Origin of the sequence: Paenibacillus sp. EZ-K15, assembly GCF_002573715.1 — a bacterium.
Classification (GTDB): domain Bacteria; phylum Bacillota; class Bacilli; order Paenibacillales; family Paenibacillaceae; genus Paenibacillus_AQ.
In genome coordinates, this window is the sequence record NZ_PDHM01000022.1 from 191,332 (window position 1) to 204,034 (window position 12,703).

At 53.4% G+C, this 12,703-nt stretch carries 12 protein-coding genes and 1 riboswitch; of the genes, 4 read left to right on the plus strand and 8 right to left on the minus strand.

Annotation, left to right across the window (positions count from 1 at the left end; translation table 11 throughout):
* Nucleotides 1–129: 129 nt before the first annotated feature.
* Genes CRG97_RS27630 through CRG97_RS27640 form a run of 3 tightly spaced genes read right to left on the minus strand, consistent with a single transcriptional unit; the run spans nucleotide 130 to nucleotide 3,231 of the window.
* Nucleotides 130–936, minus strand: a complete 807-nt coding sequence (locus CRG97_RS27630; protein ID WP_098748832.1) for an energy-coupling factor transporter transmembrane component T family protein — start codon at nucleotides 934–936, stop codon at nucleotides 130–132.
* Nucleotides 933–2,609, minus strand: a complete 1,677-nt coding sequence (locus CRG97_RS27635) for an ABC transporter ATP-binding protein (protein WP_098748913.1) — start codon at nucleotides 2,607–2,609, stop codon at nucleotides 933–935. The genes CRG97_RS27630 and CRG97_RS27635 overlap by 4 nt, the downstream gene beginning before the upstream one ends.
* A complete protein-coding gene (locus CRG97_RS27640; protein WP_098748833.1) occupies nucleotides 2,602–3,231 on the minus strand; it encodes an ECF transporter S component in 630 nt (209 codons plus the stop codon). The genes CRG97_RS27635 and CRG97_RS27640 overlap by 8 nt, the downstream gene beginning before the upstream one ends.
* Nucleotides 3,232–3,322: 91 nt before the next feature.
* Nucleotides 3,323–3,435, minus strand: a riboswitch (TPP riboswitch).
* A 163-nt stretch (nucleotides 3,436–3,598) separates the two neighbouring features.
* Between CRG97_RS27640 and asd the strand changes: the two genes are divergently transcribed.
* On the plus strand, nucleotides 3,599–4,402 hold the full coding sequence (gene asd / locus CRG97_RS27645) for an archaetidylserine decarboxylase (protein ID WP_098748834.1): 804 nt from the start codon (nucleotides 3,599–3,601) through the stop codon (nucleotides 4,400–4,402).
* 62 nt (nucleotides 4,403–4,464) lie between these two features.
* On the opposite strand, the gene CRG97_RS27650 is transcribed toward asd, so the two are convergent.
* The 3 genes from CRG97_RS27650 to pdxR form a co-directional block, all read right to left on the minus strand.
* A complete protein-coding gene (locus tag CRG97_RS27650) occupies nucleotides 4,465–5,313 on the minus strand; it encodes an SDR family oxidoreductase (protein WP_098748835.1) in 849 nt (282 codons plus the stop codon).
* A 459-nt stretch (nucleotides 5,314–5,772) separates the two neighbouring features.
* The gene (locus tag CRG97_RS27660) at nucleotides 5,773–6,558 is read right to left on the minus strand and encodes a helix-turn-helix domain-containing protein (protein WP_076324797.1); all 786 of its coding nucleotides are present in this window, start codon (nucleotides 6,556–6,558) and stop codon (nucleotides 5,773–5,775) included.
* A gap of 59 nt (nucleotides 6,559–6,617) precedes the next feature.
* Nucleotides 6,618–8,081: a MocR-like pyridoxine biosynthesis transcription factor PdxR gene (gene pdxR / locus CRG97_RS27665; RefSeq protein ID WP_098748837.1), complete on the minus strand. Its 1,464-nt coding sequence runs from the start codon at nucleotides 8,079–8,081 to the stop codon at nucleotides 6,618–6,620.
* A gap of 123 nt (nucleotides 8,082–8,204) precedes the next feature.
* On the opposite strand from pdxR, the gene CRG97_RS27670 reads away from it, so the two are divergent.
* The 3 genes from CRG97_RS27670 to CRG97_RS27680 all read left to right on the plus strand — a co-directional run bounded on the left by CRG97_RS27670 (nucleotide 8,205) and on the right by CRG97_RS27680 (nucleotide 10,540).
* Entirely contained in the window at nucleotides 8,205–8,819 is a 615-nt protein-coding gene (locus CRG97_RS27670) for a pyridoxamine 5'-phosphate oxidase family protein (RefSeq protein ID WP_098748838.1), read from the plus strand.
* Between the two features lie 125 nt (nucleotides 8,820–8,944).
* Nucleotides 8,945–10,243 carry an aminotransferase class I/II-fold pyridoxal phosphate-dependent enzyme gene (locus tag CRG97_RS27675; RefSeq protein ID WP_098748839.1) on the plus strand — a complete coding sequence of 433 codons (1,299 nt, stop codon included), beginning with the start codon at nucleotides 8,945–8,947 and terminating at the stop codon, nucleotides 10,241–10,243.
* Between the two features lie 174 nt (nucleotides 10,244–10,417).
* Nucleotides 10,418–10,540: a hypothetical protein gene (locus CRG97_RS27680; protein WP_009592125.1), complete on the plus strand. Its 123-nt coding sequence runs from the start codon at nucleotides 10,418–10,420 to the stop codon at nucleotides 10,538–10,540.
* A 132-nt stretch (nucleotides 10,541–10,672) separates the two neighbouring features.
* Here the strand turns inward: CRG97_RS27680 and CRG97_RS27685 are convergent, their stop codons facing one another.
* Both CRG97_RS27685 and CRG97_RS27690 read right to left on the minus strand, forming a co-directional pair.
* Nucleotides 10,673–11,893 (minus strand): ABC transporter permease, encoded by a 1,221-nt coding sequence (locus CRG97_RS27685; protein WP_098748840.1) that lies wholly within the window; start codon nucleotides 11,891–11,893, stop codon nucleotides 10,673–10,675.
* Nucleotides 11,890–12,642 (minus strand): ABC transporter ATP-binding protein, encoded by a 753-nt coding sequence (locus CRG97_RS27690; protein ID WP_098748841.1) that lies wholly within the window; start codon nucleotides 12,640–12,642, stop codon nucleotides 11,890–11,892. Before CRG97_RS27690 ends, CRG97_RS27685 begins: the two co-directional genes overlap by 4 nt.
* Nucleotides 12,643–12,703 lie beyond the last annotated feature (61 nt).

A 12,703-nucleotide genomic window follows, 5' to 3' on the forward strand; every position in this document is an offset into this window, starting at 1 on the left:
AGACCGCCGCTTATAATAGAAAGTTTTTCTTGCGAGATAAACAGGCTAGACCCTCTGAAGTTAATCTGATCTCATAAAAAAAGAACCCGCTTATATACCTTAAGCAGGCTCTCATAGATGAAACACCCTTTAATCAAACCGCACGTCGCCAATGCCGAACCAAGGAAAATATCCGCCTGCCACATAAGCGAAAGCGGCGGCAGCTGCGAGTAATCCGATGACAAGAAGGTCATAGCGCGAGTAATGCGACGGATAATAATACGTCCTGGACATCGCCTGATCCCCGTCAAATTGCTTGGCCTCCATCGCAGCGGCTACCCGATGGGCCCGGCGGATGCTCTGCGCCAGCAGCGGGACCACATACAGTCCTGCGCGATTCACCATGCCGCGAATCCCGCGAATCGGGCGAACTCCTCGCACTTTCAAGGCTTGGCGGCGGATTACATATTCCTCCCACACCATGGGCAGCAGCCGGATCGAAGCCATGAAACTGTACGCATATTTGGGCGCCAGCCTCAGCTTCTGCATCAGGCTGTAGAATAAATCCACCGAGGACGTTGTCGTAACGAGCAGCAGCCCCTCCGAGGCAAAGGCAATTCCCTTAAAGCCCAGATGCAGCCCCCGGTAAAAGCTTTCTTCCGATACCCGGAATAACCCCCACTCCCACCAGATCGTCTCCCCCTTACCGAACAGCATCATAGAAGAGGCGGACGATATGAAAGCAAGCAGAAATGGAATGAAGAACAACAGCATTTTCCACGGCTTCACCCCGCTCAGCACCACGAGACAGACCATAAAGATCAACGCTTGATACAAAACAAAATCAAGATCATGGGTTAACACCGTCATGAAAAATAGCGCACAGATCAGACCCAGCTTCACCACCGGATTCGCCCGGTGCAGCCAAGTAGTCCGCACGGGATTCCATATATTCATGCGTTCACCCCCGAAAGGCGATGATCGGCCCCGGCAAAGTTACCATGAGGGTCGACAGCGCCGTTCACTCCCTTAGCCGCCTGCTCGGATGCAATCCCGCCAGACCAGCGCGGGGAAGGCATGCTCGAGGTCAGCTGTCCCTCCCGGATTTCCCATATATGCGTGGCAACCCGCTGCGCGATCTCCATTTCATGCGTCACCATGAGAATGGCGGTTCCCGCGCGGCGCAGTTGCTCGCACATGGCCAGAATCGCGAAGGTATTCCGCGCATCCTGTCCGAAGGTCGGCTCATCCAGGAGCAGGATGGACGGCTGTCTAGCCATGGCCGTAGCCACGCTCAGGCGGCGTTTTTGACCTGTCGACAGCTGGTACGGATGCCTGGCCTCCATACCCTTCAGTCCAAAGCGTTCCAGACAGCGGTCGGCCTGCTTCTTCGCTTCCACGGGCGGCACATGATCCACCAGCAGCGAGTAAACCACCTCATCGTCGATGCGCTCCGTCAGGAATTGAAGCTCCGGATTCTGAAACACGAATCCGATATGACGCAGCTGCTGCTCTCTCTTCTTTCGCACCTTCCTGCGCTTGCCCTGAATGACCTCTTCCCCGCAGAGTACATAGGTCCCTTCGGAGCGCAGCAGCCCCATCAAACTGAGCAGCAGCGAGCTTTTGCCTGCTCCGTTCGGCCCCACCACTGCAATGAATTGTCCCGGATACACCTCTGTCGAAGGGAGAGCGATAACGGGTTTATCCCATCGGAGTCCCCTGAAATCCGCCAATTGAATAACAGGCTCCCCACGCTGAGCGTACGGTGGAGCAGCCTCATGCAGAAGATTACCCGGCTCATCACCAAGCGCATCGACCGGAGCAAACAACTCTCTGCCCGCCCGGGTCTGCTCGTAATCTTCCCATACGCCAGGATACCAGATTCCATAGGTTTGGAGTTCCTTCTTGTATTCAGTGAATATCACTGCTGGGGGACCTTCGCCAAGAATCACGCCATCCGGGCTGAACAGCACCACGCGATCCACGTATTTGGCCATTTCTTCAATCCGGTGCTCCACGATGATCAGCGTACGCCCTTCGGATACGGCCTTCACCGCGGACCAGATTTGCTCCCTGCCTTCCGGGTCGAGCAGCGCAGACGGCTCGTCAAGGAACAGCACCTCCGGCTCTAGCATCAGAGCCGATGCCAGCGCCAGTCGTTGCTTCATGCCTTGGGACAGATGTCCGATCGGCATATGAAGCTCCTCAAGATCAAGCCCCACCTCGATCAGGGCCGCCTGCATCCGCTCCTTCATCTCGTCGCGGGGGACACTTAGATTTTCCAGTACGAAAGCGAGCTCTTCATCCACGTACGGCATACAGAACTGGGTATCCGGATCTTGAAATACATAACCCCAAGAGCGCGGAATTAGCTGCTCCTCGCATTTCATCGGCACCTCCGTTGCGCGGGGAATCATCCCGCTAAGCACCTGCAGCAGCGTGGACTTGCCACAGCCGCTCGGACCGAGCAGCAGCACCTTCTCCCCGCGGACAGCCGAGAAGGAGAGGTCTTTAAACATCAATCGCTCCTCGCCCGGATACTTCAGACGCAACCCCTCCACATACACGGCCGGTTCCGGAAGCATCTCAGCAGACTGAGCCGGAACCGGGCTAACCGTGGCATTAGACATGGCGCGGATCATCCAGTGCTTCGTAATCCTTCTTCGACGCAGGACGGAGCAGGGATGTCACGCCCGTACGGTCGAGCGCTTTGGCCAGCAGGAGCATAAGGAGGCCTGCAATGACGGCGCCGCTAAGTACCCGCATACCGTATTTGGCCAGGAACATCCATGTCTGCAGGTCATCGGTATAGCTGTAATAGAAGTCCATGATCATCGAGCCGATGGCCGCGCCGGCACCGGCAATCGCTAGCGTCCACGCCGAGGTGCTCCGATAACGGAACGCCGCGAATACCAATTCAGCCCCCAGTCCTTGAATGAGGCCATACAGCAGTAGGGTCAATCCCCAGCCGCTGCCAAACAGCACTTCTACGTGGGCCGCCGCCACTTCCGCGATAATGGCCACTCCCGGCTTTCGGATCAGCAAGTAAGCAAGCGTGGCTGCAGCGAACCACATGCCGTATAACAACTCATCCGCTTCAAAGAACAGCGGTTTTAACAGATTATAGACCGAGCCCCAGAAGTGATAAATGACGCCAAGCACCAGCGATACCAGTACCGTCACCAAAATATCGCTTAACCGAAGCCCTTTTCGGGGCTGAACCCCCAACTTCTCTTGCGCAGACGTTCCCATAACAACACATTCCCCTCTCCACCTCTATTTTTGTGTAAACACAACAAAAAACCGTCTGGAAAAACGCGCAGACGGAAAAATAGGCCCTATGTAGGCAGGGTCGGATATTCTCTACGCTGGCATTACCCAGTTCAGATTAACGGTCAACAGCGGATAGCAGCTGCAATCTCAGCCTGATTCACTCAAGCCCCCGTATTCCTATTCGGTTTCATGTTAACTTTAAAATACACATTCACTCCGGAATAAGCAAGAACCTTTTTTCAAAAATGGCTATTTATTGATTTCCATCTCATTCTATGTCAATATCAGAGTGATTGGCTTTTCCACCAACGTTTATTGCTGACACCTATGCACAAAGGAGAATGACATGGCTAAACAATTGCTGCGTCTGATGACTGAGCTGTCTTCCCGCAAGTGGCTGTCCCGAATCATGGGGCATTGTTCCCACAGCCGGCTGAGCCGTCATCTAATACCTGCATTTATACGAATTTATCAAATTCCGGCGCATGAAGCGGAGAAAGAGATCCACGAATACCGCTCACTGAACGAGTTCTTTTCCCGCCGGTTAAAAATAGGCCTCCGCGCCATAGATGAAACCGCCGACGCCATGGTAAGCCCAGTCGATGCCACAATTTCGGCAATGGGCGTCGTTAACGCCGGCACCATTCTGAGCGTTAAAGGACAAGATTATACCTTGAGCGAGCTGCTCGCCAAATCACCGAGAATGGAAAACTACATCCACGGTTATGCATTTGTATTGTATTTAAGCCCGACCGACTATCATCGCATTCATTCCCCGGTAACCGGTGTTCAGGCGGAAAGCGAGCATCTGAAGGGACGGGTTTACCCCGTGAACGATTTTGCGATGACCCATATCCGGAATGTGCTCAGCCGCAATGAGCGCCTCATTACCTATATTGCGCATGAGTTCGGGGAAGTTGCCGTCGTGAAGGTCGGAGCCATGAACGTAAGCAGCATCCGTTATGCTGACGAGAACGTGAAGAAATACGAAATCGGCGATGAACTCGCGTACTTTGAATTCGGCTCTACAGTTGTACTTTTAACGGAGAACGGCACGTTTACCCCTCGCGGTGACCTGGAACCCGGCTCCAAGGTGAAGATGGGAGAACTGCTCGGTTTGCTTCACCCGTCCCCAGCCAGAAAAGGGTGATTCCATTTAACCAAACATCACATGACAAGTTAACGCTATACATCATTCACTGCATGAAATGATTAACGCCGGCCCAGCATCCGATATATGATCCGCTGAAACAGCCTGTCCGGCAGTACGCCCTTGATCCATGCGGTCAGCCGCGTGCCTCGGGGCAGCATATAGCGGAACCTGGGCTTAGCCATGGACGCAATTTTTGCCACAAGTCTGGCTACCTCCTGCGGATCCCCGCTTCCTCTGGCTGTCCGCTCGGAATAGTCCAGCACGCCCTTCAGCAGACCGCTGTAGGGTGATCCTTCCTTCACTGTAAGCTCCCCAAAGCTTTTGTTCCAGATCGGCGTACCATAGGCACCAGGCTGGATCAGCACGACATCAATGCCAAACGGCATCACTTCCATGGACAGGCTTTCGCCAAACCCTTCCAGCGCAAATTTGGAGGACGCATAGGGTCCATAACCCGGAAAGCCGACCACGCCGCTAATGCTGCTCATGAGAATGATTTTGGATTTTCCAGTTCGGCGGAGCAGCGGCAGCATATGCTGTGTCACCGATACGGTCCCGAAAAAATTCGTCTCCATCTGCTTTCGCCAGCCGCTGAGCGGCACTTCCTCCACCATACCGCCCACCGCCTCCCCGGCATTGTTCACCAGCACGTCCAAGCGGCCATACCTCTGCTCTAACTCCAAGGCAGCGGCCTTGACTTGTTCCTCCATGCAGATATCCAGCTGAAATACGTGAATACGCTCGACAACATCAACTTGTTCGGTTCGGGCCAACAGTTCTGCTGCCGCCTCAGGCCTGCGCAGACCCGCTACCACGTCATAACCTGCCTTTGCCAGTTCCAGACTGATGAGCAGTCCGAATCCGCTCGACGCGCCCGTGATCAGCGCAACCTTTCCTGCTCCTGCCATTACCACCGGATCACCGCTTGCTCGGCCAATGCCACTCTCTCCTTCACTCCCATCACCCTTCCGTTATTCGAAGCCTGTGCTTCGATGCTTATTCCAAATACTTGGCGGGGACCCCAAAACATATCGAAAAAAAGAGAGCCATTTAGCTCCCTTTTGCGTTCATCCAGAGAAAAGCGTATATGATAACGGGATTCAACGTCCCCCGTATGTAGGCCAGGTCTCATTTAAAACCACACATCCTGATGATCCTGAGTCGTTGTCTTCATGCGGTTCAAGCGATTTCTGAAAATAGCGCCGCCACCACGACTGAAGAAACGTCCACGCACCCGTCTTCTTGGGCTCATTCCTCTCTCCCCCCTTCATAAAATAATACTGTATCTCGTTTTTTTACCCTAAATCGCTTGCTATGAAACCATTAACCCCTCCCACCAATCAGGTAAGTTATGGAAGGGCGGGGAATCACCGAATCTCGGATGGGCTCTTGCCCGTATACTGCTTAAATTGCCGGCTAAAAAAGAAAATATCCCGGTAACCCAGCGCGTCGGCTACCTCCGTTACGTTCATGCCCTGGTGCAGCAGCAGATGCTGCGCTCGCTCGATCCGCATCTGAATGATGTAGGATTGCACCGGCGTGCCGATCAGCTCCTTGAACTTAATTGAGAAGTAACGAGGGGATAACCCCGCCCTGGCCGCCAAATCCTCTACCCGATGGGGAACCCCCGGGTGCTGGCGGACATAATTCGCGATTTCATGGATAGCCTCTGACAGCTGATTGCTTGCTTTTTTGACCACCGGCTCAGCGAGATCCGAACGCAGTAGATGAATCATCAGCTGTTTCAGAATAAGCTGCCCCTCCTCCAATGATCCATAGGGCTTGTCCAGATACAAACGCACGTAGCGCGCGAGCAAATATTCGAAATCCATCGTTTCCGTCAGCTTGCGATAGGATGCAGGAATATGTTGCACCGGGTCGGCTACATCAAAATGGATATATGTCAATACGAGCGGTTTCTGCGGATTGTGCGTCGCACTCGTATGATCTCCTGGTCGGAACAGGAAGCAGCTTCCTTTTCCCACAGCAAAGGGCTCGTCATTGAGCTCGACCGTGCCTTCACCGCTCCATACATAGAACAAATCATAATTCTGCATGGGTCTTTCGCGTTTTTGCCATTTCCAGCCTGGCTCACATACGATTTTGGCAAGCGCAGACATGATTATAAAAGAAGACGGCGATGCATTTAGCATCACGTCATAACCCCCTCATCTCATTCAAAAATTGACCTCTTTTCCATCATACCCGTTTTTTATGTTTTTTGCATGTCCAGCCATGCCTGCGCAATCCGGGTAACCCCTTCTTCGATGCTGGCTATGTCCAGATGCGAGAAGCCAAAGCATGCGGCAGGCAATCCGGGTATACGATGATATACCGATGCATCCCGAAACATGACACCGCGTTTGCGGGCAGCTTCTTGGAACAGGACATACTCTTCCTCGGAGCGCAGCCAGTTCGCATAAACGTGCAGGCCGGCATCGCCGGGATGAAGACGAAACAGTTCGGAGGCATGCGTATCCATCGCCTGACGAAGCGCCTCATATCGTGCACCATACAGCCGAGTCATTCTTCTAAGATGCCGACCGTAACCCCCTCGCACAATAAAGCGCGCCAGCGCGCGCTGCTCCAATACGGCTGGTGAGATCGGCTCGTACAGAGCCTTAGCCTGCACGACCGCCTCAACCAGGCTTGGGGGCAGCACGGCATACCCAATGCGGAGCCCGGTGAACATCGTTTTGGAGAACGAACCGACGAAGATGACACGTCCCTCGTTATCCAGCATCCGCAAGGGCTCAATGGGCTTGCCGCCCCAGCGGAACTCGCTGTCGTAATCATCCTCGATAATAAAGGCCTGACGGCTTCGCGCCCAATTCAGCAGCGCCCGTCTTCGCTCCAGCGGCAGCACCGCTCCCGTCGGGTATTGACGGCTGGGGCTTACGACAAGGAGGCCGGCGTCCCAGTCACGCGGTATCAATCCGGCATCGTCTACCGGGGATGGCAGCGGAATCCCACCACTCAGGCTGATGCCCCGATAGATTCCTTGATAGCCCGGATCCTCCATGACCACCTGATCGCCAGGATCAACCAGCAGCTGAAACATGAGGACTAACCCCTGCATGGATCCGCTGAAGATCACGATATGCTCGGGGTCGGCCTGGATTCCCCGCGTAAAACGCAGGTGTCCGGCTATCGCCTGGCGCAGTTCGAGATCTCCCTCCGGCGGCGCTCCGTTCTGCAGCTCGACTCCCCCGCTACCACCTGCATAGGATAACGCGCTCCGCCACTCCGAATACGGAAAATCCTCCATGGGCATCCGTGCATTCGCGAATGAAATTGTACCTGGGGGAGATTCTCTCAGCAGCATCTGTGCCGAGGTATAATCCCCGCTTTGGCTCACCAGTCGTTGCCCCCATGCGGAGAGTACCGGCGCTCCCTCGGCCAGCGGCGGCTGGTCTACCATGGCAATCCCCTCTGCCACGTAAGTTCCGCTACCCTGCCTGGACACAACATAACCTTCGGCCATCAGCATGTCATAGCTCTGCGCGGCCGACCCTCTGGACACCCCATACAGCTTTGCCAGCTCGCGTGTGGCGGGAAGGCGGGTTCCTTCCGGCAGCTTGCCGCTATGAATGGCAGCACGAATCGCGTGGTATAGAGCCAAATATTTATATCGATATTGTTCCACATACGTCTCGAACGGCAATCCCAGCTCCATCATGACGACTCCTATCATTCTTGATATAAAATTGGACTATATAAATTACTCTAAATTGGTGCTTTTTCCTTGTCAATATTCATCGTAAACTGTTATTCAAAATGATAGGGGGAGCGTTTAACCATGAGAAGAGACGAATTTGCGATGGAGGATCAACAAGAGATCGAGGATTTCCTCAGCGGCATGAGCTTTGGTTTCCTTGGAACAGCCGATGAAGACGGTATCCCGCGTGTAACGCCCTTGAACTTTGCCTATGTTAACGGAGCGTTCTATTTTCACGGCAGCCGGATGGGTGAAAAAATGGATCATCTACGCCGGACGCCCGCCGTGTGCTTTACCATAGCTGATGAGTATGCACTGATCCCTTCCTATTTCTCTGATCCGGAGATGGCCTGCCCGGCTACGGCCTACTTCAAAAGCGTAACAGCGATCGGTGAGGTGGTGATCGTGGATGATCTGGAGGAAAAGGCTCTTGCGATGGAGGCACTGATGACAAAACTGCAGCCTGAAGGCGGATACCGCGCCATTGACGCGAATGACCGGGCTTATATCCCCAGACTGAAAGGGGTAGCGGTCATCAAACTCGCTCCGCAGCGAATGAGCGCCAAGTTCAAATTCGGCCAGAACCTGAAGCAGGATTCGCTTCAGGCCGTAGTCGAAGGGCTTGAGTGCCGCGGCAAAGAGCGGGATGAAGAAACCGCCGGACTGATATGCAAGTATCACCCTGGACCGCGTTAAAGCATTACAATTATCCGTGACGGTTACTGGGCTAAGTGGTATAATGTTAGGCAATGAAAACGTAAAGGCAACTTGTCACCTACACTTACCTTAACCAAAAGTATTCGGAAGGAAGGAATCAGTTCATGAACCCATTGGTTGGTCAATTGAATGGAAAAATGCAAGCCGGCAACCCGCATGTGTACGACATGCTCTCCACACTCGGCAAAGAAATCTACTTCCCGAAAGAAGGCATTCTGAGCCAATCTGCGGAAGCGACGAGCCATGCGAAAAAATATAACGCTACGATCGGTATTGCAACCGAAGGCGGAATCCCGATGCATCTGGGCGTCATCCAGGACAAACTTTCGGCTTACCAGCCGAAGGATCTATACCCGTATGCCCCTCCAGCAGGCAAGCCGGAGCTGCGCTCCGTATGGCGAAACAAGATGCTTCAGGAGAACCCTTCGCTCGAAGGCAAGAGCTTCAGCAATCCCATTGTCACGAATGCGCTGACGCATGGTCTTAGCATCGTAGCCGACTTGTTCGTGGATGAAGGGGACGCCGTCATTTATCCCGATAAGAACTGGGAGAATTACGAGCTGACATTCGGCATTCGCCGCCATGGCATTCATGTAACCTATCCTCTCTTTACGGACGATATGAAATTTAACGCCGAAGGACTTCGTCAGGCTCTGCTCAGCCAGAAGGATAAAGGCAAAGCGGTCGTTCTGCTGAACTTCCCGAACAACCCGACGGGTTATACGCCTGGTGCTCAGGAAGGGGCCGCCATCGTGTCCGCGATCCAGGAAGCCGCCGAAGCCGGCATGAATATTGTCGTCGTTACGGATGATGCGTATTTTGGATTGTTCTTTGAAGATTCGCTGAAGGAATCGCTCTTCGGACGTCTGGCAGGCCTTCACCCTCGCGTGCTTCCTGTGAAGGTCGACGGTGCGACCAAGGAAGAATTCGTATGGGGATTCCGTGTCGGCTTTATCACGTATGCGGCAGAAGATAAAGACGTGCTGGAAGCACTGGAGCAGAAGACGCTCGGCATTATCCGGGCAACGATATCCAGCGCCTCCCACCCTTCGCAAACCTTTGTTCTGGAGGCGCTGAAGGCGCCGGAATTCCACGAACAGAAGGAAGAGAAATTCGTCATCATGAAAGGTCGCGCGAACAAAGTGAAATCCATTCTCGACAGCGGCAAATACGGTGATGCATGGGAATACTATCCGTTCAACTCCGGCTACTTCATGTGCCTAAAGCTGAACACGGTAAACGCCGAAGAGCTCCGTTCCCATCTCATCCATGAGTATGGCGTAGGAACCATCGCCTTAGGCGAGCATGATCTCCGGATTGCCTTCTCTTGTATTGATGAGGAGTATTTGGAGGATCTGTTCGATCTGGTCTATAAAGGAATTCAAGACCTGCAGAAGGCTTGATGAGCCACTGTATCTGAAGATATAACCGTTCCAAGCATAATAAAGACCGGGGAGAATCATCCCTGGTCTTTATTTTTTTCTTCTGTCACAAATAAACGCTCGCCCATACACATAGACGATTAGCTACATACAATACCGTGTACTACAAATCAACGAACTGAAAGGGGAATAAACATGGGTGCAGTTGAAGAAGTAAGACACGGCGGATACGGCGGATACGGCGGTGGATACGGAGTTGGAGCAATCCTGGTTCTCTTTATCCTGCTCGTTATCATCACTCGTTCTTTCTGGGTGTAATGACAACTAGATAACAGCCGAACAGAAATCGCAGGTAGCCACACACCACGCACTGCGATTTCTGCAAACGGAGTATCCCATACTATAATGACAATAGAAGGCCGGGACGCTAACGTCCCGGCCTCTTCCCATTTATTCGTCGTCATCGTCTTCACGCCGGCTCTTCCGAGCAGAAGCGCTTCGGAACAGAAATACAAGCACGATACCTGCAGCCAGCGTACCCAATATACGCCCGGGGGCACTAAGGATGCCCGGAATGAGCGGGAGCCACAGCAGGACAGCCCAGAACAGCTGCACCTGGAAGATGAGCTTCCCTTCATTGTCGCGGCGCGTTCCTTCCGGAAGCGGGTAGACATGCAGCCAGAACGATTCCGGATGAAGCTTTCGCAGTGCAGACAGTTGAAGTCCGATGATCATCAGGCTGATCAAATAGACAATCGCCGATACCAGACTCTCCCGGGTTGCCCACACAAGAAAGGCACCCAGCAGTCCGACCCGAATCAGTATACCCAGAATATCACTGCGTGTCAGGCTCTTAATGAGAAGAAATCGATAGGCGCTTTCCTTCTTCCACGCCAATCCCTTGCCCCATCCTGACAGCCATTTCCGCGCATGGACACGCTGCCCGCGCTGAGGCACATTCACGAACCAGCTCAGCACCATCATCACCCGGCTCGCCTGTCTCTCATCGACGGCGATTAATCGCTCCCAAGCGACCAAATGCTTGACGGGGACTGACAAGGCGGCAACATACGTAAGGCCGAGCAGAGCCATAAATAGGAGGGCACGGCCCGGTGGATGCCATAACCAGGCGGCTAAGCTCAGCGCCGGAACGATCCAGCGGAGTGCCCGGTAGGCTGCTGCCGCGTTCCTTGACACCATAAGCTGCTCCTTCCAGCTCCCATAGCTGGACAGCAGTTTAAACAGCGTCAGAACAACAAACGTAGCGAGCAGCGGTTTTGGCGAAACATCGCTGCGTATGTATAGTGGCCATAGAATTAACATCACCAGTCCTAAACCGATGATTTTATAAATGACGCCGCTGAACCACGCTTTACTGAAGTATTCCTTCATCCGGGATTCCTGCGGAATGAGGAACACCGTATCCGCCGAACGCAGATACGTGCGAATACTGCTGTTGATCATGAGGGGCACAAGGATAATCATCACGATCCAGCGAATCGGCAGATCTGGCGGAACTTGCTGCAGTAGTGCGGTGTACCAGGCAGCGAATGCAATCAGCACGAACAGAAATACGACGGCTACTCCGCTCTGTATGACATAACCCAGATAGGGGAAAATTTCACCCCAGAACTGCCCGCGTCGTTTGACATACAGCTCACGCAGATTCATTCGCCGTTACCGTCCTGAATCAGCACATTAAACAGCTCCTCCAGCGACATGCCGGGTCTTCCGGCTTGATCCTGAATTTCCTTCAGCGTCCCCTGAGCAATGATGCTGCCGCGGTGCAGCACAATGAACCGGTCGCAATAATTCTCAATCGTGGAGAGAATATGGGAGCTCAGCAAGACCGAAGCGCCGGACGCCTTCAGCTCCAGCATGAAGTCAAGCAGCGAACGTATCCCGAGCGGATCAAGCCCAAGAAAGGGCTCGTCAATAATGTACAGCGACGGTCTGGCTACGAACGCGCACATGATCATCACTTTTTGGCGCATACCCTTGGATAAATGCGTGGACAGGCTGTCCATCTTCTCTTCCATACGGAACATCTTCGCCAGCTGCTCCGAACGCTCCTCATAATCTTCATGGGATACGCCATAGGAACGTGCCGTAAATTCCAGATGCTCGCGTACCGTCATCTCCTCATACAGCAGCGGAGATTCAGGAACAAACGCCAAGGCGCCGTGATAAGCTTCCGAATGCTCTGTGCGGCTCTTCCCTTGAACCTGAATACTCCCTTTTTGCGGATTCATCAGCCCGAGAATATGCTTCATCGTGGTACTCTTGCCCGCGCCGTTCAGGCCGATCAAACCTACCATCTCACCCGGTTCAACCTGAAAGGTTACGTCGTGCAGAACCGGTCGGTTCATGCTATACCCGCCGCTTAATCCTTGAACAGACAATACTGGCTGTTCACTCATTATCGATCACCTCTTATTCTGAAAAGTCCGGTCCCTATGGATGTCGACCACATCCGTTGAA